Source organism: Raoultella sp. T31 (assembly GCF_002806725.1).
Lineage (GTDB): Bacteria > Pseudomonadota > Gammaproteobacteria > Enterobacterales > Enterobacteriaceae > Klebsiella > Klebsiella electrica.
Map to the genome: position 1 here is coordinate 117,919 of NZ_PIBO01000003.1, position 22,964 is coordinate 140,882.

The following is a 22,964-nucleotide window of genomic DNA, read 5'->3' on the forward strand; positions in this document are numbered from 1 at the left end:
CATTCCTTAAGACCGTTTCAGTTGTTGGTGATGGCGTCGTTCACCCAGCATCACGATAACCAGCAGCACAACCGCCAGCACGCTGCCGCCGATCATCACCATGAAGCCGCCGTCCCAGCCGAAGAAGTCAACGGTATAGCCGACGATCGCGCTGGCGGCAACGGAACCGCCGAGATAGCCAAACAGACCGGTAAAGCCCGCGGCGGTGCCCGCCGCTTTTTTCGGCGCCAGCTCCAGGGCATGCAGACCAATCAGCATCACCGGGCCATAGATCAGAAAGCCAATTACAATCATGCAGGCCATATCGATCCCCGGATTACCCGGCGGGTTCAGCCAGTAAACCACGGTGGCTATCGTCACCAGCGTCATAAAGAACACCCCGGTGGCCCCGCGATTGCCCTTAAACACCTTGTCGGACATCCAGCCGCAAATCAGCGTGCCAGGAATCCCCGCATACTCATATAAGAAGTAGGCCCAGGAGGATTTATCCAGAGCAAAGTGCTTCACTTCTTTCAGGTAGGTTGGCGACCAGTCGAGAATGCCGTAGCGCAGCAGATAGACAAAAACGTTCGCCACGGCGATATACCACAGCAGCTTATTCGGCAGGATATACTGCTTAAAGATCTGGCTGGCGGTCAGCTCCTGTTCATGCTTTTCGCTGTAATCATCAGGATAGTCATTTTTGTACTCTTCGATCGGCGGCAGGCCGCAGGACTGTGGCGTATCGCGCATCATCGCGAAGGCGAACACCGCCAGCAGAATCGCGCCGAACGCCGGCATATACAGCGCCGCGTGCCAGTCGTTAAACCACGCCATCCCCAGCAGGAACAGCAGCGGAGGGATCCCGCCCCCGACGTTATGCGCGCAGTTCCATACCGAGACAATGCCGCCGCGTTCTTTCTGCGACCACCAGTGCACCATCGTCCGCCCGCACGGCGGCCAGCCCATCCCCTGGAACCAGCCGCAGAGGAACAGCAGCACGAACATCACCATAATGCTGGAGGTCGCCCAGGGGACAAACCCCATCACCAGCATCACCAGCGCGGCCAGGATCAACCCCGCGGGCAGAAAAATGCGCGGATTCGAGCGATCCGAAACCGACCCCATGATGAATTTCGAAAACCCATAGGCAATCGAAATACCGGAGAGGGCAAAACCCAGATCGCCGCGGGAAAATCCTTGCTCCACCAGATAGGGCATAGCCAGAGCAAAGTTCTTACGCACCAGATAGTAAGCGGCGTATCCAAAGAAAATACCGATAAAAATTTGCCAGCGCAGTCGACGATACAGCGGATCGATTTCCGCCGCGGGCAAACGCGCTTTGTGCGGCGCAGGTTTAAAAATAGTTAACATAGCAGCCTCCGTGGCCATCTCTTCTCTACTGACAGCGATAAGAAAAATCTAATCTAATCACCCACTTCTGATTAAACGGGATGGTAGGCAAAGCTGGCCCTGGATACTGTGAAACATCGCACGCTTTGTTACAAAAATATGACAAAACATTCCATTATGAGCATGAAATCACATAACTCGCTCGAATAACGCGCGAATATGCTCGAAATCAAACAATACGTACTGTTTGTATGGCTAAATGGCGTAAAACGAAAGAAGAAGGACAGGAAGATGGCCGAAACCCGTGAATGCGATGTGATTATCATCGGCGGCGGCGCGACCGGCGCAGGGATCGCGCGAGACTGCGCGCTCCGCGGACTGCAGGTAACGCTGCTGGAGCGTCACGATATTGCCACCGGAGCAACCGGGCGTAATCACGGTCTGCTGCACAGCGGCGCCCGCTATGCCGTCACCGACGGCGAATCGGCCCGCGAGTGCATCAATGAGAACCGGATTCTGCGCCGCATCGCCCGTCACTGCGTTGAAGCGACCAACGGACTCTTTATTACCCTTCCCGAGGACGATCTGGCCTGGCAACGGACCTTCATCAACGCCTGTCAACAGGCGGGGATCGAAACTCAGTCGCTGTCGCCAGCAGAGGCACTGCGTATTGAACCCGCCGTCAATCCGGCCCTGCTTGGCGCCGTACAGGTCCCCGATGGCACCATCGATCCGTTTCGCCTCACGGCAGCCAACATGCTCGATGCCCGGGAGCATGGCGCGACCATTCTGACCGGTTGCGAAATTACCGGTCTCATCCGCCGGGGAGATCGCGTTTGCGGGGTCGAATTTTATGATCATCAACATCGCGAGAAAGGTACGCTGTACGCCGGTGTGGTGGTGAATGCCGCCGGGATCTGGGGGCAGCGGATCGCAGAATATGCCGATCTGCGCATCGCCATGTTCCCGGCCAAGGGATCGCTGCTGATCCTCGACCATCGTATCAACCGGCAGGTCATCAACCGCTGCCGCAAACCCGCCGATGCCGATATTCTGGTGCCCGGTGATACCATTTCGCTGATTGGCACGACGTCGGAACATATCCCTTACGCCGAAATTGATGACAACCGGGTCACAACAGCCGAAGTCGACACGCTGCTGCGGGAAGGAGAAAAACTGGCTCCGGTACTTGGGCGCACTCGCGTGCTGCGCGCCTATTCCGGCGTGCGTCCGCTGGTGGCCAGCGATGATGACCCCAGCGGACGCAGCGTCAGCCGCGGTATCGTTCTGCTCGACCACGCCGAGCGTGATGGCATGGAGGGGTTTATCACCATTACCGGCGGCAAGCTGATGACCTATCGCCTGATGGCGGAGTGGGCCACGGATGCAGTGTGCCGTAAGCTCGACAACCGCGTCCCCTGCTCTACCGCCGACATCCCGCTGCCGGGCTCTACGGAGTCCCCCGAAGCCACGGTAAAAAAAATCATCTCGCTACCCGCGCCGCTGCGCGGTTCCGCCCTCTATCGTCACGGCGACCGCACGCCAGCCTGGCTGGGCGATACCCGCCAGCATCGCAGCTTAATCTGCGAATGCGAGATGGTGACCGCCGGAGAGGTGCAGTACGCGGTGGAAAACTTAGCCGTTACCAGCCTGCTCGATCTACGCCGCCGCACGCGCATCGGCATGGGCACCTGCCAGGGAGAGCTGTGCGCCTGCCGGGCGGCCGGGCTCCTGCAACGGTTTAACATCACCACTCCCGCCCAGTCGCTGGCCCAGCTTTCTGATTTTTTAAACGAGCGCTGGAAAGGCGTGCAGCCTATTGCCTGGGGCGATGCGCTCAGGGAAAGTGAATTCACCCGCTGGGTCTACCTCGGACTGTGCGGCCTGCAACAGGAGTCTCAGGATGAAATTTGATAGCGTGATTATCGGCGGTGGCCTCGCGGGCCTGCTCTGCGGGCTAACGCTTAATCAGCTGGGCCTGCGCTGCGTCATCGTCAGTCGGGGTCAAAGCGCGCTGCACTTTTCCTCCGCTTCACTGGATCTGCTCTGCGCCCTTCCCGATGGCGAGCGGGTCAGCGATGTGGCCCACGGAATCGCCCGCCTGGCGCAACAGCTTCCCGCGCATCCCTACGCGCTGCTGGGCGCCGATCGGGTGATGGCGTACGCCGCGCAAACCGAGGCGCTGCTGGCCGCCAGCGGAATCGCGATGCGTGGCGAGGCCCGCCAGCCGCATGAACGCGTTACGCCGCTGGGCACCCTGCGCCCGACGTGGCTTTCGCCGCCGGAAGTTCCCGTGGCGCCACTGTCCGCACGCAGCGTTGGCGTGGTGGGTATCGGCGGCTTCGCCGACTTCCAGCCGCATCTGGCCGCCGCCTCACTCGCCCGGCAGGGGGTGAAGGCGACGGCAACAGAGATAGACTTACCGATACTGGACGTTCTGCGGGATAATCCGAGCGAATTTCGCGCGGTGAATATCGCCAGAATGCTCGACGAAGAGTGCCATTGGCCCGCGCTCCTCGCCGCGTTGCGTCCGCTGGCACAGGCGCACGATCTGCTGATCATGCCCGCCTGTTTCGGTCTGAATGACGCCGGGCTGTATAGCTGGCTACAGGAACAGCTGCCCTGCCCGCTACGCCTGCTGCCGACGCTGCCGCCTTCGGTTCCCGGCATGCGCCTGCATAACCAGCTTCAGCGTCGTTTTATCCGGACCGGCGGCACCTGGCTGGCTGGCGATGAAGTCACGCGGATCGACCATCAGGAGGGCAACGTCAGCGCAGTCTGGACCCGGCAGCACGGCGATGTTGCGCTACGCCCCCGGTTTACGGTCCTGGCCAGCGGCAGTTTCTTCAGCAATGGATTGATCGCCGATAAAGCGCGCGTTCGGGAGCCGATTCTCGGCCTCGATCTGCAGCAGACCATCCCGCGCGAGAACTGGTATCAGCGCGATTTCTTTGCTTCGCAACCCTGGCAGCGCTTCGGCCTGAAAACCGATGCGATGCTGCGCCCGCTGCTCGACGGCCAGCCGCTGGGCAACCTGTTCGCCATCGGTTCGCTACTGGGCGGTTTTGATGCCATCCAGCTAGGATGCGGCGGCGGCGTTTGCGCGGTCACCGCGCTGCACGTCGCCAGACAGATTCATGACCTTGCCGGAGGCGCGCGATGAACGATACCCGCTTTGAGAGCTGCATTAAATGTACCGTGTGTACCACCAGCTGCCCGGTCAGCCGGGTGAATCCGCGCTATCCGGGCCCGAAACAAGCGGGTCCCGACGGTGAGCGCCTGCGTCTGAAGGACGGGGCGCTGTACGACGAAGCCTTAAAATATTGTATTAACTGCAAGCGCTGCGAAGTCGCCTGTCCCTCTGATGTAAAAATTGGCGATATTATCCAGCGGGCGCGGGCACAGTACAGTCAGCAAAAGCCGACGCTGCGCGATGCTATCCTCAGCCATACCGACCTGATGGGCACCCTCTCCACGCCGTTTGCCCCGCTGGTCAACGCCGCGACGGGGCTCAAACCGGTACGCCGGCTGCTCGATGCGACGCTAAAAATTGACCACCGTCGAACGCTGCCGAAATACGGTTTCGGCACTTTTCGCCGGGCGTACCGTCAGCAGGCGGCCCGCCAGGCGCAGTTCAGCGAGCAGGTGGCGTTCTTTCACGGCTGTTACGTTAACTACAACCATCCGCAGCTCGGCCACGACCTCATCCGCGTGCTGAATGCGATGGGCACCGGCGTCCAGCTGTTAAGCAAAGAAAAATGCTGCGGCGTGTCGCTTATCGCCAACGGCTTTTTTGCCAAAGCCCGCCGCCAGGCGCAGAGCAACGTCGCTGCCATGCGGGAAACCCCGCTGCCGGTGATTGCCACCTCATCAACCTGCACGTTTACCCTGCGCGACGAATATCCGCATCTGCTGGATGTCGATAATCAGGACCTTCGCGACCGGATTGAACTGGCCACCCGCTGGATCTGGCGCCAGCTTGATGCCGGACGCACCCTGCCGTTACGGCCGCTGCCGCTGAAGGTGGTCTATCACACGCCGTGTCATATGGAGAAGATGGGCTGGTCGCTGTATACCCTTGAACTGCTGCGGCTGATCCCGGGTTTACAGCTGGAGGTGCTGGATTCGCAGTGCTGCGGCATCGCCGGCACCTACGGGTTTAAATCGGAAAACTATCCCGCTTCTCAGGCCATCGGCGCTCCGCTGTTCCGGCAAATTGAGGAGAGCGGCGCTGACCTGGTTATCACTGATTGCGAAACCTGCAAATGGCAAATCGAGATGTCCACCAGCAAACGCTGTGAACATCCCATCACTCTACTGGCGCAGGCGCTGGGCGCGCCTGACTGAGGAACATCACTCGATGAACACGCTGTCCACGACGTTAATCCAGCCATGCTCCCCGGCGACCGGCTGACCGTTCAACCAGCGACGCAGCATATTCAGCGCCATCATGGCACAGACTTCCTGGCGAATCGTCAGGCTGTAGCGAGTGGCGCTAAATTTGACCCGCAGCGCATGGGTGCCTTCCGGCGTCGAGAGGACAAAATTCAGGTGATCGGCCTCCTGGCCGCTCACCGCCAGCGCCAGACCCGCGAAATGATTGACCCGCCGTTCTGCGGCCCAGCGGGCGGACTGCGCCAGCGACTCTTCCTGGCAAGGGACCACTTCGCTTGCCAGCAGCGGCGCGCTTGCCCGCGAAAGCTGAAGCGCCAGCAAACCGCCGGTAAACTGCTCACTCAGCGTCAGACTCAGCTGGCGCGCCTGTAAACAACGCGCGATCTGCGCGGGCAGCCCCTCGGTGCCCTCGAAAATCATGCTCTCCCCCGCCACTTTTTTCACTTCCGGCCATATCGCCAGCATCGCTTCGCGCTGCTCTGCCGGACCGGTGAGCTTCAGCTCAATAATCGGCATTGAAGAGCGGTAGCCCATGACCACGCCCGGCGGCAGCGCCAGCGGATCGAGGCTTTGCGCCAGATCGCTTTCCGAGCGGCCAAAAGTCGTCAGACGCAGGCACAGCGGCGGGGCTGGCAGCGGGAAACGCTCACGCAGGCGGGGTAAAATCTCCTGCTCGACCATCACTTTGAATTCCGACGGAACGCCGGGGGTGAAAAACATCAGACAGCGGTTGAGCTGAACGGCAAAACCGCAGGCCGTCCCCACCGGATTGTTGATCATCTCCGCGCTGGCGGGGATCTCCGCCTGCTTACGGTTACTTGCGGCCATCGGGCGACCGCGTTCGGCAAAGAAGCGAGTCATCGTTTCCAGCCACGCTTCGTGCAGAATCAGTCCTTCGCCCTTGGCGGTCGCAGCGGCCAGCGCGCTCAGATCGTCACTGGTCGGCCCCAGGCCGCCGTTGACGATCAGCACATCCGCCTGTTCACTGCGTTCGCGTAACACCGCGACCAGGGAATCAAGGTCGTCACCCACGGTGTTGCGGCGCGTTAACGGTAATCCCTGATTGAAAAAGAAATCGGCCAGCCACGCGGCATTGGTATCGACGATTTGCCCGTGCAACACTTCATCGCCAGTGGACAGCATTTCCACATTTATCATTATTCACTTCACTCCTTGCCTGCCAGATGGCAATACTATAACGCAAGGCGCAGGCGGAGTAGACAGGAATACGGCGCGGGAGACGTTCGCGCCGTGGGGGATTAGAAGCTGGCGCTGACGCCGACGTACGGGCCATCGGCAATCGTGCTGTCTTTGTTGCCGTCTTTCCCTTCGAGGTTCAGATAGCGATAGCCGGCTTCAATGCTCAGAGGGCGCATAATCGTCCAGCTCGCGCCGGCGTTAGCTTCCTGATAGCTCTGAATGCCGCTGGAGAGTGAATCCGGGGAATAGTAGTATTCGCCGAACAGACGGAAACTGTCGCCGATTTTCCACTGCAGGCCGCCGCCGACGGCCGCCGCGTAGCCTTCATTGCCGCTCTTCGGATTGGTGTACACACCCTTACCGCCAACCGTCGCGAGGAATGGCCCCAGCGGAAGATTCAGCCCAAGACCCAAACCCGCCGCGTCGCCGTCATTGTCGCTGTGCATCCAGTTGCCGGTTACTGCCAGACCGGATGACTCAGTTCCGAGACCGACGCCAAGATTGGTGTAGTGCTCGCCAACCTGGCCGGTCACGCTGATGGCATTTGCCGCCGTAGAGCCCAACATCATGCCGGCAAGGCCGAATAAAATGCGCTTTTTCATTTTTACTCTATCCACAAAACAAGAATCAAAAAAGTCCCAAAAACCGCAGAATTGTACTGCCGAATGTTGAGGAATCAATGTATTAAAACGACCTTTACTTTGGTGATTGTAACCAGTTGCTACCGGTAGTATGGTGAAAACAGAGACAATGCAGCTTGCGGTTTAGCGAGACGGCTCGCAAACTTCTCCTCCACACCTTTTTCCTACCGTTTAGTCAAGGAGATCGCCATGCGTCAAAGGACCATCGTCTGCCCGCTGATTCAGAATGAAGGGCACTATCTGCTCTGCAAAATGGCTGACGATCGCGGCGTTTTTCCCGGGCAGTGGGCACTTTCCGGCGGCGGCGTAGAACCGGGCGAACGGATTGAAGAGGCGCTACGTCGGGAGATTGGTGAGGAGCTCGGCGGGGCATTGCGGCTGACGCAGATTACGCCGTGGACCTTCCGCGATGATATTCGGGTCAAAACCTATGCCGACGGCCGTCAGGAAGAAATTTATATGATTTACCTGATTTTTGATTGCTTCAGCGCCAACCGCGAAGTCACCCTTAACGATGAATTTCAGGAGTATGCCTGGGTGAAACCGCAGGATTTGCACCGCTACGACCTGAATGTGGCGACCCGCAAAACGTTAACTCAGAAGGGCCTGCTCTGAACGCCGCGTCGAAGCCAATCCCGGTTAACAGGTCTGGCGGCCTGGCGCCGCATTAACCCAGTCACGTAATGCCCGGCGGGAGATTTTAATCCCGCCGGTTTTCAACGAATCAGGTAACGCCAGCCAGCGTACCGGCTGCTGAAAACGTGCCAGTTTATCCTGGGCCCAGACCGCCAGCGCGGTGACATCGCACTGCGCATCGCACTCCACCACCGCCACCGGACGCTGACCAAACTCCGCATCGTCTAACGGCACGATAAACGCCTGCTGAATCTGCGGATGCGCCAGCAGCACCCGCTCCACCTCTTCAGGCTGAATCCCTTCCCCGCCGCTGAAAAAGAGGTTATCCATCCGCCCAAGCAGCGTCAGTTTGCCCTCCCTGAGCTCGCCGCGATCGCGAGTGGCAAACCAGCCCTGTTCGTTGACCAGCGGCTGCACCCCGCCATCGCGCCAGTAGCCAGCGGCCATGCTGTCGGCACGTAGCCAGACTTCGCCCTCAACGATTTTCAGCGCGCGCCCCGGCAGCGGCTGGCCGACATCCGGCGCGCCATTCGCCTCTTTACCGCATACCGTCGAGGCGAACTCCGTCAGACCATAGCCACACCAGCAGCGAATGCCCCGGGCGCGCGCCTGTTCGGTCAGCGCGACGGGAATCGCCGCACCGCCCAGCAACACCGCCTTCAACGACACATCGGCCTCGCTATTGAGCAACCGCCAGAGCTGAGTGGGCACCAGTGAAGCATGCGTACAGCCTTGCAATGCCTGTTCCAGCGGTTGCCTTTCCCCTACCGTCAGGCGAGCGCCCGCCAGCAGCCAGCGCCAGAGAATACCCTGGCCGGAAACATGAAACAGCGGCAGCGACAGCAGCCAGTCATCATCCGACGCCAGCGGGATCATCGCCAGCACACCTTCGGCGCTGGCAAGATGCGCCCGGCAGCTGTGTACAGCGGCCTTCGGCAACCCCGTAGAACCGGAGGTGAGCGTCATTGACGCCAGACGTTCTTCGCGCCAGAGCAGCGGCGAATCACCCGCCGTCCGTTGCAGCGCCAGCGGTACAAAGTCGAGGGCGAGCGGATCGCCGTTCAGCACCAGCGCATAACGCAGATCGAGGGAGGGTAACAATGCCGCCAGCAGCGAAGGCGGTAGCTGCGGATTGAGGGGAAGCACCCGAGCGCCGCACTGCAGCAGCGCCAGCCATGCCAGCAATGCCGACGGCTGGTTATAGGCTCGCAGCAGCACGCCCTCTCCTTCATTAACCCCCTGGGCGCGGAATCCGCCGGCCAGCGCGTCAACCTCGGCGCACAGCTGCCGCCAGTTCAGGACAACGTCGTTCAGGCGTACCGCCGGGGCCTCGCCACGCAGCCGACGCCAGTGGCGCCATGGCCAGTCGTTAAAGGTCACAGCAGCGGCTCCAGCTCATCACTGTTCAGACAGGGTAACGGGCTGTCAGGCCAGGGGCGAACCAGCTGCGCGCGCATCAATGCCAGCGTATCCAGGCCGGGAAGGGTCTGCGGCGTCAACCAGGCGGCAATCCGCGCCAGCTGCGTCAGTCCAAGGCTTGATTCGATCGATGAGCTGATCACCGCCGTCAGCCCCAGCGCATGAGCCGTGGCAACCTGCTCCCGCACTTTACGCAGGCTACCGGTGAGCGTCGGCTTGATCACCAGCGCACGCAAACCCGGCTCCGCCTGAAAACGAAAATCCGCCTCACGCAGGCTTTCATCCCAGGCAATGGCGATGCCGGTTTCCCGGGCAAAAGCCCGCGAGTCGTCGCGGGTTTTACACGGTTCTTCAAGGAAGGCGATACGGTGGCGGTACTGCGGATGAACATATTTCGCAAACTGCTGCGCTTTGAGCGGCGTCCAGGCGCGGTTGGCGTCCAGACGTAGCTGCAGGTCGGGAATCGCTTCCAGCAGCAGGTTAACCACCATGCCGTCACGCACCGCTTCATACAGCCCGATCTTGACCTTCGCGACCTTGTCACCGGGCAGTGCCGCCAGCCGGGTAAACAGTTCGTCCGGGTCGCCGGTACACAGCGGCACCGCGCGATACTCCGCCTCCTGCGGCAGCTCATCGTTCAGCTCCGCCAGCGCACAGCTGACGCCGAAGGCCACGGAAGGCAGAGACGGCTCGGGCAGGTTCTCGCCCTGCCGCCAGGCTCTCGCCCACGCCACCAGCGCGGACTGCGCCTCCTTCAGCGTTTCCGCGCTAAAGCCCGGCAGAGGCGCAATTTCGCCCCATCCCTGGCGCTCACCCTCCTGCAGGTGAATGAACAGCCCATCGCGAGTTTTTAACCGCCGTTCGCGCAGCACCACGCCCGCGTCCATCGGTACCTGCCAGCGGTAAACCTGCGCCTGACCCATTATGGATTCCGTTTAAATTTGCTGAAGTCCGGCTGACGTTTCTGGTTGAAGGCGTTGCGCCCTTCCTGCCCCTCTTCGGTCATGTAGAACAGCATGGTGGCGTTCCCCGCCAGCTCCTGCAGCCCCGCCTGACCATCGCAATCGGCATTCAGCGCCGCCTTCAGGCAGCGCAGCGCCATCGGGCTGTTTTGCAGCATTTCGCGACACCAGCGGACGGTCTCTTTTTCCAGATCCGCCAGCGGGACCACGGTGTTGACCAGCCCCATGTCCAGCGCCTGCTGCGCATCGTACTGACGGCACAGGAACCAGATTTCGCGTGCCTTTTTCTGTCCGACGATCCGCGCCATGTAGGATGCGCCCCAGCCGCCGTCAAATGAGCCGACTTTCGGGCCGGTCTGGCCGAAGATGGCATTTTCCGCGGCAATCGTCAGATCGCACATCATATGCAGAACGTGACCGCCGCCGATGGAATACCCCGCCACCATCGCCACAATCGGTTTCGGGCAGGTGCGGATCTGGCGCTGGAAATCCAGTACGTTCAGATGGTGGACGCCGGAATCATCCTGATAGCCGCCGTAATCGCCGCGTACCTTCTGGTCGCCGCCGGCGCAGAATGCTTTATCACCTTCGCCGGTGAGGATAATGACGCCGATATTGTCGTCATATCGGGCATCGGACAGCGCCTGAATCATCTCTTTCACGGTCAGCGGGCGGAACGCATTGCGCACCTGCGGGCGGTTAATGGTGATTTTAGCCATCCCGTCCGTCGACTTCTGGTAACGAATGTCGGTGTAGCCTTCGGAGCAATCGTGCCATTCCACAGGGGCGTAGAGCATTGCTTCATCAAGAGAGATCATAGAATGTCCTTTGGTTAACTCGCTAAAAACTGGGCCAGACATGACACCACCGCCGCAGGATTTTCCCGATGCGCGTTATGCCCGGCATGATGAATAATATGTGTCGTGGCGGCGACGTCGCGCGCAATAGCGCGAAACTTCGCATCGCGCTCACCACAAAGATAATGAACAGGGTAGCGCCGGGCGCGGAGTTGCGCGCGCAGGTCGGGCTGTACGGCAAGGGAGGTCGCCTCCAGCATCGCGGCAAGACTGGCGCCGCTGTTGTGGCTGCGCAGCGCAACAAGCGCTTCCCGCTGTGGCGTACTTAAGCTGGCGAAAACCGGCTGCTGGTACCAGTCGGCAAAAACCTGCGCCAGCGGCTCGCGGCGAAAACGCTCCGCCCAGGCGGCATCGCGACAAGCACGCTGGCGGCGTTGGTGCGCATCCTGCAGACCGGGATGCCCCCCCTCGACGACCAGCCCGCACAGCCCGCGCCGCGGCTGACCGGCAAAAAACAGCGCAATACGCCCGCCCAGCGAGTAGCCAATCAACCAGTAGTCCCGGACATGATAGTGTGCCAGCGTTTCCGCCAGCCGCAAACTAACCTCAGCAAACCCGCTGACCCTGACCTCGCGCGAACCACCGTGACCCGGCAGATCAATATACAACCGCGGATAAGCGCTGAACGCGGCACCTACCGTTTGCCACTCCCGGCTGTCGCCGGAAAAACCGTGTAAAAACACCAGCCAGGGATAGCCCGACTGCCCCTTTTCGTACCGGGCGTGCAGACTCATAGTCGGCTGACCTGCGCCAGCAGCTGTTGCAAAGTATGGGTGCCTTCCGTCTCATTCACCACCAGCTCAATCAGCGTGGCGCCAGGAAGCTGCCAGGCGCCAGCCAGCGCCGCTTCCAGAGCCTCCCAGCTGTCCGGACGGTGATAATGAAGGCCAAACATCGCCGCCGCATGGCCGAAATTAACATCCTGCGGCATCAGATAAAACTGCCGCCGTTGATCCTGCGGCGTCGGCAGTAAAGAGAAGATCTGTCCGCCGTTGTTGTTTACCACCATCAGCACCAGCGGCGCAGAGGCCTGACGCAGCAACGCCAGCGAGTTCAGATCGTAGAGCGCGGAAAGATCGCCGACGATCGCCAGGGTCGGGCGGGCGCTGGCTCTCTGGACCCCTGCCGCCGTCGCCAGCAGGCCATCAATACCGCTGGCGCCGCGGTTGCTGTAAACCGGGTATCCCGCCGGCAGCTGCGCCAGGGCATCAATTAACCGAACCACCAGGCTGTTACCGACAAACAGCTGCCCCTGATCCGGAAGATAGCGGCGAATCCGGTGAGCCAGCTGGGCTTCGCCAAATGCCTCGCTGCGGTTGGACGCCGCCTGCCAGGCCTGTCGCGACAGCACAGGGATCGTCGTTGCCCACGGCTGGCGGCTTTCCGCCGGATGCAGATCCAGCCACTGTTCCACCGGGCAAATCAGCCGACGACCGCGGTGATGGGCCGGGTCGAGGCGACCGGGGAGATCGTCCACGACCCAGTATTCTTCCGGTTCACAGGTGGCCTGCCACTGCAGCACGCGTTTACCGGTGAGGCTGCTGCCCAGTTGCACAACGATTTGCGCCTGCTGCAGTTCGCTCACCGCTTTGCCATTCGCCAGCCACAGGTCGGCGCACGGCAGCGGCTGCCCGGTCTGGGAAAGGACATCGCCAATCAGCGGCCAGCCGAGCGTTTTTGCCCACCCGGCAACTTTTTTACCTTCAGCGGCGCTCATGCGGCCCGCGACGACAACGCCCCGCTTTTGCCGCCAGAAAAACCAGTCGCGCTGCTTTTCGCTTTCCAGATGCAGGGACTGGCGCAGCCAGGGTTTATCGCTTTGCCACCACGCGCCGAGCTGCTGCTGCCACTCCACGCCGGTATCATCCATCTCGCCATACAGCGGTTCGGCGAACGGACAGTTGATATGGATACCGCCGGAATGCAGGGCGCCCAGCGCCTGATCAATCGTCGACACCAGCCAGCGCGCGGGCACATCCTGCGACGGGCGCGGCAACGACAGCGTCTGCGAGGGATGAGAGGCAAACATCCCCGGCTGGCGGATAGCCTGATTCGCGCCGCAGTCAATCAGCTCCGGGGGACGATCGGCGGTAAGCAGGATCAGCTTTTCACCGGTCAGGCCCGCCTCAATTAAGGCCGGATAGAGGTTAGCCGTCGCCGTTCCGGACGTGACAATCACCGCCACCGGCTGCCGGCTGGCTTTTGCCAGCCCCAGCGCCAGATGGCCAAGGCCGCGCTCATCGAAATGAGTGTGGGGAATAAACGCGCGGTTTTCCGCCGCAGCCAGCGTAAGAGGTGTCGAGCGCGAGCCCGGCGCAATACAAATATGCTGCACGCCGTGGCGAGTCAATGCTTCGAGGATCACCGCCGCCCAGCGTCGGTTAAATGCGCTTACTGACATGAAATTGTCCGGTATCAAATATTGAGGCTAAGTATAGGTAATACAAAGTAATGGAGTATTGATATGAGTCGTTTATCTACGCTTTTGTCAGTAATAATGAACGCAGCCCCGCCGCCTTATTTTCTATCTCCTGCCACTCCTGGTCAGGATCGGAACCGCTGACAATCCCGGCGCCGGCATACAGCCTGAGCGTGGCGTTTTCGACGAGCGCCGAACGCAGGGCCACACAAAATTCGCTTTGCGCCAGCGCCAGGTAGCCGGCGGAACCGGCGTACCATTCCCGGGTGAAAGGTTCATGGCGGGTAATAAAGGCCAGCGCCGCCCGACGCGGTAATCCTGCGACCGCGGCGGTCGGCTGCAGCTGATGCAGGCAGCGGGTATCATCAGGCCGGTAGAGTTCAGCCCAGATGCAGCGGCGCAGATGCTGTACTTTACGCAGCCGCACCACCTGCGGCGGCAGGACGTCCAGCGAACGGACGTCATCCTGCAGACGCTGGCAGATATCCTCCACCACCAGCATATTCTCGCGCTGGTTTTTATCATCTTTCATCAGCCAGTCGGCCAACAACTGCGCCTGGCGATCGTCGGGATGGCTGGCAACGGTCCCGGCCAGCGCTTCGGTGCGCAGCAGCGTCCCGCGCCGACGCCACAGCCGCTCCGGCGTTGAACCAAAGAATGTCCGCTGCGCGTTAAAAGCCATCATGAAATGAAAACAGCGGTGATTGCTGCGTCGGCTGGCGGCCACGATCGCCAGCGGATCCGGCGGCAGAGCAAACCGGACATCGGTGGCCCGCGCCAGCACCACTTTATCCATCTCCCCTGCGGCAATCGCCTGAGTTGCCTGCTCAATCAACGCATACCATTGCGGATAGTCCGGGGAGTGCTGCTCGCTGAGCACCGGCGGCAGAGTGGCGGGCTGCGCCTGCTCAGGGGTGAGCGCCAGGAGAAATTCCCGGGCCGCGCTGGCCTCTTCGCGCAGCGACGTCTCGCTACTCAGCAGCAGGCGCAGGGTGGCTTTTCCCCCGACCCGACGCCACTCCAGCCGCGGCAAAAATAGCGCCCCTTCCTGCGGGTTAAACGCGTTCAGGCCGCAAATACGTAAATCCGCCAGCCCCTGACGCTGCAAGAAGCCATGAGCCTCGGCCAAAGAGGGGAAGGTTTTGACCGCGCCGAGCGCGGCAAGCTCTTCATCGCCATTGCGCTGCTGCCAGTAAAACTGCGGCCACTGCGCTTGATGACCGCACCACAGAAGGGGGTCAAAAGCGTCATGAAGCGGGAAAGGGATATCGAAAATTCGCGTACCGGACGACGGCGGAAAATCGTCAGACAGGCAGTCACGTAAGCGTTCCAGCGCAGTGGAAACAGACAGCACGCAAACCTCCACAGAATAAAAACCACAGATTATACGGGGTACCGGCGTGAAATTGCAGTACCCATAATGAGGGAGCGGACTTTCCGCATACGGCGGCGGCCAGCCCGGACAGGCTGAAGGGAAAAAAGTATAGATTTTTTAAGCAGTTACGTTAACGACGCTTAACCGGCGACCGCTTCGCGGGCCATGCCGATATGCGCAATACCGTCCTCATCGTAAATGTCGGTCACCGGCTGAAAACCGAAGCTGGCGTAAAAACGTTGCAGGTGCGCCTGGGCGCCGAGATAGATAGCCTTGTGCGGCCAATGACGACGACAGCTGGCCAGCGCCTGCTCCATCAGCTGATAACCCAGTTTCTCGCCGCGCACCGCCGGGCTGACAATGACCCGACCAATCACCACCGGTTCAATATCCTCGTCGCTTTTCAGAATGCGCGCGCAGGCGACCAGCTCATCGCCTCGCCAGCCGAGCAGATGGCGGTTTTCACCAATCAGGTCGTCGCCGTCAATATCCTGATAAGGGCAGTTTTGTTCGACGATAAATACCGCGCAACGCAGTTGCAGCAAAGCGTACAGCTGCGGAACGGTCAGCTCTGCGTGGTGAAGATCCTGCCATGTAATCATTGACTGCTCCTGTATACTTGAGTTTTTTCACCCACGCCCTGAGGACACTGGACGATGGAATTGACATTTTTGGGGACATCCGCAGGCGTGCCGACCCGTGCACGTAATATGACGTCTATCGTGCTGAATTTGCAACAGCCGACGGCAGCGGAGATGTGGTTGTTCGACTGCGGAGAAGGGACCCAGCATCAGTTTCTGCATACCCCGTACCACCCAGGAAAGCTGAATAAGATATTTATTACTCACCTCCACGGCGATCATCTGTTCGGCCTCCCCGGTCTGCTGTGCAGCCGCTCGATGCAGGGTAACTCTCTGCCGCTGACGCTGTACGGTCCGACGGGGCTCAGGGAGTTTGTTGAGACCGCGCTGCGCTTAAGCGGTTCCTGGACCGATTATCCGCTCACCATTATCGAAGTGGGCCCCGGTCTGGTCTTTGATGAAGGGGGCTATCGGGTCAGCGCATATCCGCTGAATCACCCGGTTGAATGCTACGGCTATCGTATCGAAGAGCACCCTCGCCCCGGCACCCTCGATGCCGCGCGGCTGATTGCCGACGGCGTCAGCCCGGGCCCGCTGTTTCAGCGCCTGAAACAGGGAGAAACGGTGGAGCTGGAGGACGGGCGGCGGATCGATGGTCGGCACTATCTCGGCCCGGCGACACCGGGTAAAACGCTGGCGATTTTTGGCGATACGGCCCCCTGCGAGGCGGCGCTTGAGCTGGCGCGCGGCGTTGATCTGATGGTTCATGAAACGACGCTGGAGCAGGCGATGGCGGAAAAAGCCAACAGCCGCGGTCATTCGTCGAGCCAGCAGGCAGCGGCGCTGGCCCGCGATGCCGGCGTCAGGATGTTTATCGCCACCCACTTTAGTTCGCGCTATGACGCCGAAGGCTGTCTGCGCCTGCTGACGGAGTGTCGGGAGGTTTTTCCCCGCACGCTGCTGGCCGAAGACTTTATGGTCTACAGCCTGAGCTAGCCGGGGCAGAGGGCATAAAACAGCACAGCGAGGCAAAAAAATGCCTGCCCGTATCGCTACGGGCAGGCAGGATTGCAGGACCGGCGGTGTGAACCCCGGACCTGGCGATTACATCAGCGGTTTTGCCAGTTGCACAATGCTAATCAGCGGCTGCGGCCAGACGCCGAGCACGAGAACCAGCAGCGCGGAGATCAGCACCACGATACCGCCCGCGCTATACTGCCAGTTCGACGGCGCATCGCGATTCAGTTTATCCGGCGCGCTCAGGTACAGACTCACCGCCACGCGCAGATAGTAGTACAGACCAATCGCCGAACCGATCACCACGGCAGCAACCAGCCACCACAGGTGCGCATGCACACCGACGGCCAGCACGTAGAATTTACCGATAAAGCCCAGCGTCATCGGGATACCCGCCAGCGACAGCATCATCACCGTCATCACCGCCGACAGAATCGGACGGTGCCAGAACAGGCCGCGATAGGAGTACAGCGAGTCGGCATCCGGACCACGGTATGGGCTGGACATCAGGCTGACTACGCCGAACGCGCCGAGGCTGCTGAACAGATAGCCAGCCAGATAGACGCCCACGGCTTCCATCGACATGTCACCGCTCTGCAGGGCAATCAGCGCCACCAGCAGATAGCCAAGGTGCGAGATGGAGGAGTAGCCGAGCAGACGTTTGATATTGGTCTGGCTCAGCGCCATCAGGTTACCGAAGATGATAGAGGCAAAGGCAATCAGGCCCAGCACCACGCGTACCGCTTCACTGTTGCCCACCGGCATGTACAGGAACAGACGCATCACCACGCCGAAGATAGCAATCTTGCTGGCGGTTGCCAGGAAGGTTGATACCGGCGCTGGCGCGCCCTGGTAAACGTCCGGCGTCCACAGGTGAAACGGAACCAGAGACAGCTTAAAGCCCAGACCGACGATCATCAGCCCCAGCCCCGCCAGCAGCAGCGGTTCGTGCAGCGCGCTGTCCGCCAGGCTTTTACCCAGCGCCAGGAAGGACAGGTTGCCCGAGTTCGCATACACCAGCGCCATACCGAACAGCAGGAATGAAGAGGCTGCGGCGGACAGAATGGTGTATTTGATACTCGCTTCCAGCGAACGCTTCTGGCGGAAGGCATAACCAACGAGGCCGAACAGCGGCAGCGAAATCAATTCGATACCGAGGAACAGCGCCGCCAGATGGTTCGCCCCCGCCAGCAGAATGCCCCCCAGCGCGGCGATGAGCACCAGCAAGTAGAACTCTTCTTTATTGTCCTTGTATCCCTCAAGCCACGGGTACGCAAAGGTACAGGTGGCCAGGCTCGCCAGCAGCACCAGCCCGGTGTAGAGCATCGCGTAGCCGTCAACGCGAATCAGCGGCGTGACGTCCATCGCCCCGTTCTGACCCACGAACCAGAGTGAGACCAGCGCGGCATTAAGCCCGAGAACCGACAGCGTGGCATTAAGGAAATGATTGCGTCGCCACGCAATGGAGAGCATCACAACCACCACCGTCAAGCCGACGATCAGCAGCGGTAGCAGTGCGATCAGTTGTTGTGGAGTTATTGTCATGGCGAATTACGGCCTTGTAGTAGAAACAGAATTAACAAACCACTGCTGAATGTTGCTCATCGCAGCATGCGAGGTGTCGAGAATCGGCTGCGGGAAGAAGCCCAACAGCACCAGCAGCACCACCAGCAGCAGGATGATAGACAGTTCACGCAGGGACATCCCCGGCAGATCTTTCGCCGCGACTTCGCTTTTCGCTTTACCGAAGTAAGCGCGATGCAGCATCGACAGCGAGTAAACGGAAGCGAATACCAGACCAAAGGTCGAGATCACGGTAATCAGCGGCACCACTTTATAGCTGCCGAACAGAATCATAAATTCGCCGACGAAGTTACCGGTGCCCGGCATCCCCAGGGTTGCCACGGCGAAGAACATCGACATCGCCGGCAGCCATTTAATTTTGCTCCACAGACCGCCCATCTGGCGCATATCGCGGGTATGCAGACGCTCGTACAGCTGACCGCAGAGAATAAACAGACCCGCAGCGGACAGACCGTGCGCAATCATCTGAATCACCGCGCCCTGATAAGCCAGCTGGCTGCCGGTGTAGATAGCAATCAGCACGAAGCCCATGTGGGAAACGGAGGTGTAAGCAATCAGACGTTTGATATCGGTCTGGGCGAAAGCCATCCACGCGCCGTAGAAGATACCGATAACGCCCAGCCACATGGCGATTGGCGCAAACTCGGCGGAGGCGTTCGGGAACAGCGGCAGCGCAAAGCGCAGCAGACCGTAGGCCGCCGTTTTCAGCAAGATCCCCGCCAGGTCAACGGAACCGGCGGTCGGTGCCTGGGAGTGGGCATCCGGCAGCCAGCCATGCAGCGGAACCACCGGCATTTTCACCGCAAAGGCGATGAAGAAGCCGAGCATCAGCAGATATTCCACGCCGTGGGACATCGGCGTTTTCAGCAGATCTTCGTAGTTGAAGGTCCAGACGCCGGTCGCGTTGAAGTGGACAAATGCCAGCGCCAGGATGGCAATCAGCATCACCAGACCACTCGCCTGGGTATAGATGAAGAACTTGGTTGCCGCCGTGATACGCGTTTTACCGTCGGAAGCCTTGTGGCCCCACAGCGCGATCAGGAAGTACATCGGCACCAGCATCATCTCCCAGAAGAAGAAGAACAGGAACATGTCGATGGCAAGGAACACGCCGATAACGCCGCCCAGGATCCACATCAGGTTGAGGTGGAAGAAGCCCTGGTATTTCTCGATTTCGCGCCACGAACACAGCACCGCCAGCACGCCAAGCAGACCGGTCAGCACCACCATCAGCAGCGACAGGCCGTCGATAGCAAGATGAATGCTAATACCGAAGCGTGGGATCCACGGCATCACGAATTCAGACTGCCACTGCGGAATGCCCGCAGATTGCGTCAGAGAATAGCCGCCCTGCAGCCACAACTGCAGCGAGAGCACCAGCGTCAGCCCCATGGTAATCAGCGCAATCCAGCGCGGCACCTTCACGCCAAAGCGTTCAGTCTGCCAGCACAGAAACCCGCCGATAAAGGGGATTAGTATTAACCAGGGTAATAACATAGCTAAGTATGTCCCTTATATTTATCCTGCTCAGGCGACCTTGCTTGCCCGCCCGAATCCTGCCAGTGTCCACACAAAACGCCTCGCGTTTTGAACGTCCTGAGGACGGCCCCGAAGGGATGAACGTTGCGAAACATCCTCACGTACTCAGTACGCTCCGGCTGCTGCGCGCTGGCGGTATCCGGCCTGACTTCGCCGATGACGCCTGTACTTCAGGAACAGATTTCAACGAATTCTAAAAATTTTTTTGGGTTCATTATGTCGGATGGCGCTTCGCTTATCCGACCTACGGTGCCGTAGGCCCGGCTAGCGCAGCGCCGCCGGGCAAAACAACCCAACCCACAAACTCAGCGCAGTACCATCAGCAGCGCCAGCACGACAACCGCGCCGATGCTCATGGATGCCACATACCAGCGTAAATATCCGTTCTCGCTGAACAGCAGACCTTTGCCTGCAAAGCGGGAGAGAATAGCCGGAATGTTCATCATTGAGTTCAGCGGATCGCTCTTCAGCAGCCACGCGATGCCGAGGAATGGTTTCACGAACACTTTGTCGTACAACCAGTCGAAGCCCCATGCGTTGTACCACCAGGTACCCAGCAGACGGCCCGGCGCGCTGTTGGCGATAGCGGTCACCAGCGTGCGTTGACCCAGCCACAGCCAGGCGGCGATCAGAATACCGGCAATGGCGATAATCCCGGAGGCAATCTCCAGCGTCATCACGCGGCCGTGCTCAAGTTCGGTTGTCTGCGGCAGTACGCCCTGCAGCGGCGGAACAATCAGCGCGCCAACGAAGGTCGACAGAATCAGCAGCACAATCAGCGGCAGGTGGTGGGTAATCCCCTTCCCTGCATGCGCATGGATTTGCTCTTTGCCGTGGAAGACGATGAAGATCATCCGGAAGGTATAGAGCGAGGTCATAAATGCGCCGACCAGACCCGCAACCATCAGATTGATATGGCCATTCGCCATCGCGCCAGCGAGGATTTCGTCCTTACTGAAGAAGCCTGCGGTGATGAGCGGCAGTGCGGACAGCGCCGCGCCCCCCACCAGGAAGCAGACATACACCAGCGGAATCGACTTACGCAGGCCGCCCATTTTGAAGATGTTCTGCTCGTGGTGGCAGGCCAGAATGACCGAACCGGACGAGAGGAACAGCAGCGCTTTAAAGAACGCGTGGGTCATCAGGTGGAAAATCGCCGCATCCCAGGCCTGTACGCCGAGCGCCAGGAACATGTAGCCAATCTGGCTCATGGTGGAATAAGCGAGAACGCGTTTGATATCGGTCTGAACCAGCGCAGCAAAGCCTGCCAGCACCAGCGTCACCGCCCCGACGATACCGACCAGATGGAGAATTTCCGGGGTCATCAGGAACAGGCCATGGGTACGGGCGATCAGGTAGACGCCCGCGGTTACCATGGTCGCGGCGTGGATCAAGGCAGAAACCGGCGTCGGACCGGCCATGGCGTCCGCAAGCCAGGTCTGCAACGGCAGCTGCGCCGATTTACCGACCGCGCCGCCCAGCAGCATCAGCGTTGCCCACCACAGCATATTGTTACCGGCTGCAAAGTGCGCAGGTGCCAGTTCGACCATTTCGCGGAAGTTCAGGGTGCCCAGCTCGTTGTAGAGAATGAACAGCGCGAACGCGAGGAACACGTCACCGACGCGGGTGACCACGAAGGCTTTCATCGCCGCGGCACCGTTCTTCGGATCGGTGTAGTAGAAACCGATCAGCAGATAGGAGCACAGACCCACGCCTTCCCAGCCGAGGTACATCAGCAGCAGGTTATCGGCCAGTACCAGCACCACCATGCTCGCGATAAACAGGTTGGTGTAGGCGAAAAAGCGGGAGTATCCCTCTTCACCGCGCATATACCAGGAGGCGAACATGTGGATCAGGAAGCCAACGCCGGTCACCACGGAAAGCATGGTCAGCGAGAGACCATCCAGCACCAGGTTAAAACCAATGTTGAAATCCCCCACCGACATCCAGGTCCACAGCGGTACGCTGACCGCCTGTTTGCCGTTAGCGAAGAAGTCGACGCCGACAAACGCGGTCACCAGCGCCGCCAGGCCGACTGACCCCATTCCCACGGTGGCGGACAGGTTTTCCGACCAGCGTCCGCGGGAAAAGGCCAGCAGCACAAAGCCAATCAATGGCAAAAGAATGGTTAAGGCAAGCATGTTCATCCACGCAACTCACTTACTGAATCGATGTTCAGGTTCTGGCGGCGACGATGGAGCTGCAGCAGCAGCGCCAGGCCGATACTCGCTTCCGCAGCCGCGAGGCTGATGGCGAGGATATACATTATCTGACCGTCGGTCTGACCCCAGTAGCTGCCTGCCACCACGAAAGCCAGCGCGGCGGCGTTGATCATGATTTCCAGGCTAATCAGCATAAACAGCAGATTGCGGCGGATAACCAGACCGGTCAGGCCGAGCACAAACAGGACAGCGGCGAGGATCAGCCCATGTGTTAAGGGAATCATGCGTGTTCCTCCGTTTTTCTTTTGTCGCTATCGCCCTGACGGTTGCTCAGCACTTCACCGGCGCGCTCTTCGCGGCCAATGTGGAAGGCAACAACCAGACCGGCCAGCAGCAGCATGGAGGCCAGCTCCACCACCAGTACGTACGGGCCAAACAGCGCAATACCCACTTCTTTCGCGCTTATCGCGTTGCCTTCAATGCCCTGATCGTTAAGACCGAGGATGGCATACACCATAACCACCAGCAGCACCGCAGAGAGGATGGCCGGACCAATCCAGATCCCCGGCTGCAGCCACTTGCGTTCCTGCTCGATTTCGCTGCCGCCCAGGTTGAGCATCATCACCACGAACACGAACAGCACCATGATGGCCCCGGCGTAGACGATAATTTCCAGCGCACCGGCAAAGTAGGCGCCCAGAGAGAAGAACACTCCGGCAATCGCCAACAGCGAAATAATCAGGTACAGCAACGCATGCACCGGATTGGTGTGGGTGATGACCCGCAGCGTCGCGAGGATGGCGATGAGGCCACAGATATAAAAAGCGAATTCCATTGCCCTCTCC

At 60.0% G+C, this 22,964-nt stretch carries 21 protein-coding genes; 6 read left to right on the forward strand and 15 right to left on the reverse strand.

Annotated elements, in window-relative coordinates:
• Positions 1-6: 6 nt before the first annotated feature.
• Complete coding sequence (glpT, locus tag CWM52_RS03160; RefSeq protein ID WP_100682757.1) at positions 7-1,353, reverse strand: glycerol-3-phosphate transporter; 1,347 nt, start codon at positions 1,351-1,353, stop codon at positions 7-9.
• Positions 1,354-1,623: 270 nt separating this feature from the next.
• Between glpT and glpA the strand changes: the two genes are divergently transcribed.
• Genes glpA through glpC form a run of 3 tightly spaced genes read left to right on the forward strand, consistent with a single transcriptional unit; the run spans position 1,624 to position 5,679 of the window.
• Positions 1,624-3,246: an anaerobic glycerol-3-phosphate dehydrogenase subunit A gene (gene glpA, locus CWM52_RS03165; protein ID WP_100682758.1), complete on the forward strand. Its 1,623-nt coding sequence runs from the start codon at positions 1,624-1,626 to the stop codon at positions 3,244-3,246.
• Positions 3,236-4,495, forward strand: a complete 1,260-nt coding sequence (gene glpB, locus CWM52_RS03170; RefSeq protein ID WP_100682759.1) for a glycerol-3-phosphate dehydrogenase subunit GlpB — start codon at positions 3,236-3,238, stop codon at positions 4,493-4,495. The genes glpA and glpB overlap by 11 nt, the downstream gene beginning before the upstream one ends.
• Positions 4,492-5,679, forward strand: a complete 1,188-nt coding sequence (gene glpC / locus CWM52_RS03175) for an anaerobic glycerol-3-phosphate dehydrogenase subunit GlpC (RefSeq protein WP_100682760.1) — start codon at positions 4,492-4,494, stop codon at positions 5,677-5,679. The genes glpB and glpC overlap by 4 nt, the downstream gene beginning before the upstream one ends.
• 6 nt (positions 5,680-5,685) lie before the next feature.
• Here the strand turns inward: glpC and CWM52_RS03180 are convergent, their stop codons facing one another.
• Positions 5,686-6,885 carry a nicotinamide mononucleotide deamidase-related protein YfaY gene (locus CWM52_RS03180; RefSeq protein ID WP_100682761.1) on the reverse strand — a complete coding sequence of 400 codons (1,200 nt, stop codon included), beginning with the start codon at positions 6,883-6,885 and terminating at the stop codon, positions 5,686-5,688.
• 101 nt (positions 6,886-6,986) lie between these two features.
• Positions 6,987-7,529 carry a YfaZ family outer membrane protein gene (locus tag CWM52_RS03185; RefSeq protein ID WP_100682762.1) on the reverse strand — a complete coding sequence of 181 codons (543 nt, stop codon included), beginning with the start codon at positions 7,527-7,529 and terminating at the stop codon, positions 6,987-6,989.
• A 228-nt stretch (positions 7,530-7,757) separates the two neighbouring features.
• Here CWM52_RS03185 and nudI point away from each other — a divergent pair, with 228 nt between their 5' ends.
• Positions 7,758-8,183 (forward strand): nucleoside triphosphatase NudI, encoded by a 426-nt coding sequence (nudI, locus tag CWM52_RS03190; protein WP_100682763.1) that lies wholly within the window; start codon positions 7,758-7,760, stop codon positions 8,181-8,183.
• Positions 8,184-8,207: 24 nt separating this feature from the next.
• On the opposite strand, the gene menE is transcribed toward nudI, so the two are convergent.
• From menE to CWM52_RS03225, 7 genes are all read right to left on the reverse strand, one after another.
• Positions 8,208-9,584 carry an o-succinylbenzoate--CoA ligase gene (menE, locus tag CWM52_RS03195; RefSeq protein WP_100682764.1) on the reverse strand — a complete coding sequence of 459 codons (1,377 nt, stop codon included), beginning with the start codon at positions 9,582-9,584 and terminating at the stop codon, positions 8,208-8,210.
• Positions 9,581-10,546, reverse strand: coding sequence for an o-succinylbenzoate synthase (menC, locus tag CWM52_RS03200; RefSeq protein WP_100682765.1), 966 nt, complete (start codon positions 10,544-10,546; stop codon positions 9,581-9,583). The genes menE and menC overlap by 4 nt, the downstream gene beginning before the upstream one ends.
• On the reverse strand, positions 10,546-11,403 hold the full coding sequence (gene menB / locus CWM52_RS03205) for a 1,4-dihydroxy-2-naphthoyl-CoA synthase (RefSeq protein WP_100682766.1): 858 nt from the start codon (positions 11,401-11,403) through the stop codon (positions 10,546-10,548). The genes menC and menB overlap by 1 nt, the downstream gene beginning before the upstream one ends.
• A gap of 14 nt (positions 11,404-11,417) precedes the next feature.
• Entirely contained in the window at positions 11,418-12,176 is a 759-nt protein-coding gene (menH, locus tag CWM52_RS03210) for a 2-succinyl-6-hydroxy-2,4-cyclohexadiene-1-carboxylate synthase (protein WP_100682767.1), read from the reverse strand.
• Entirely contained in the window at positions 12,173-13,843 is a 1,671-nt protein-coding gene (gene menD, locus CWM52_RS03215; protein WP_100682768.1) for a 2-succinyl-5-enolpyruvyl-6-hydroxy-3-cyclohexene-1-carboxylic-acid synthase, read from the reverse strand. The genes menH and menD overlap by 4 nt, the downstream gene beginning before the upstream one ends.
• Before the next feature lie 76 nt (positions 13,844-13,919).
• On the reverse strand, positions 13,920-15,215 hold the full coding sequence (menF, locus tag CWM52_RS03220; RefSeq protein WP_100682769.1) for an isochorismate synthase MenF: 1,296 nt from the start codon (positions 15,213-15,215) through the stop codon (positions 13,920-13,922).
• A gap of 161 nt (positions 15,216-15,376) precedes the next feature.
• Positions 15,377-15,838, reverse strand: coding sequence for a GNAT family N-acetyltransferase (locus tag CWM52_RS03225; protein WP_100682770.1), 462 nt, complete (start codon positions 15,836-15,838; stop codon positions 15,377-15,379).
• 54 nt (positions 15,839-15,892) lie between these two features.
• Here CWM52_RS03225 and rnz point away from each other — a divergent pair, with 54 nt between their 5' ends.
• Positions 15,893-16,813 carry a ribonuclease Z gene (gene rnz / locus CWM52_RS03230; protein WP_100682771.1) on the forward strand — a complete coding sequence of 307 codons (921 nt, stop codon included), beginning with the start codon at positions 15,893-15,895 and terminating at the stop codon, positions 16,811-16,813.
• Between the two features lie 108 nt (positions 16,814-16,921).
• Here rnz and nuoN read toward each other — a convergent pair whose 3' ends face one another.
• On the reverse strand, positions 16,922-18,379 hold the full coding sequence (nuoN, locus tag CWM52_RS03235) for an NADH-quinone oxidoreductase subunit NuoN (RefSeq protein ID WP_100682772.1): 1,458 nt from the start codon (positions 18,377-18,379) through the stop codon (positions 16,922-16,924).
• A 6-nt stretch (positions 18,380-18,385) separates the two neighbouring features.
• On the reverse strand, positions 18,386-19,915 hold the full coding sequence (nuoM, locus tag CWM52_RS03240; protein ID WP_100682773.1) for an NADH-quinone oxidoreductase subunit M: 1,530 nt from the start codon (positions 19,913-19,915) through the stop codon (positions 18,386-18,388).
• Between the two features lie 65 nt (positions 19,916-19,980).
• On the opposite strand from nuoM, the gene CWM52_RS26240 reads away from it, so the two are divergent.
• Positions 19,981-20,154 carry a hypothetical protein gene (locus CWM52_RS26240; protein ID WP_160702884.1) on the forward strand — a complete coding sequence of 58 codons (174 nt, stop codon included), beginning with the start codon at positions 19,981-19,983 and terminating at the stop codon, positions 20,152-20,154.
• A gap of 108 nt (positions 20,155-20,262) precedes the next feature.
• Here the strand turns inward: CWM52_RS26240 and nuoL are convergent, their stop codons facing one another.
• The 3 genes from nuoL to nuoJ are packed head-to-tail and all read right to left on the reverse strand — an operon-like array spanning position 20,263 to position 22,954.
• Positions 20,263-22,104, reverse strand: coding sequence for an NADH-quinone oxidoreductase subunit L (gene nuoL, locus CWM52_RS03245; protein WP_100682774.1), 1,842 nt, complete (start codon positions 22,102-22,104; stop codon positions 20,263-20,265).
• A complete protein-coding gene (gene nuoK, locus CWM52_RS03250) occupies positions 22,101-22,403 on the reverse strand; it encodes an NADH-quinone oxidoreductase subunit NuoK (protein ID WP_100682775.1) in 303 nt (100 codons plus the stop codon). The genes nuoL and nuoK overlap by 4 nt, the downstream gene beginning before the upstream one ends.
• Entirely contained in the window at positions 22,400-22,954 is a 555-nt protein-coding gene (nuoJ, locus tag CWM52_RS03255; RefSeq protein ID WP_100682776.1) for an NADH-quinone oxidoreductase subunit J, read from the reverse strand. The genes nuoK and nuoJ overlap by 4 nt, the downstream gene beginning before the upstream one ends.
• Positions 22,955-22,964: the final 10 nt, after the last annotated feature.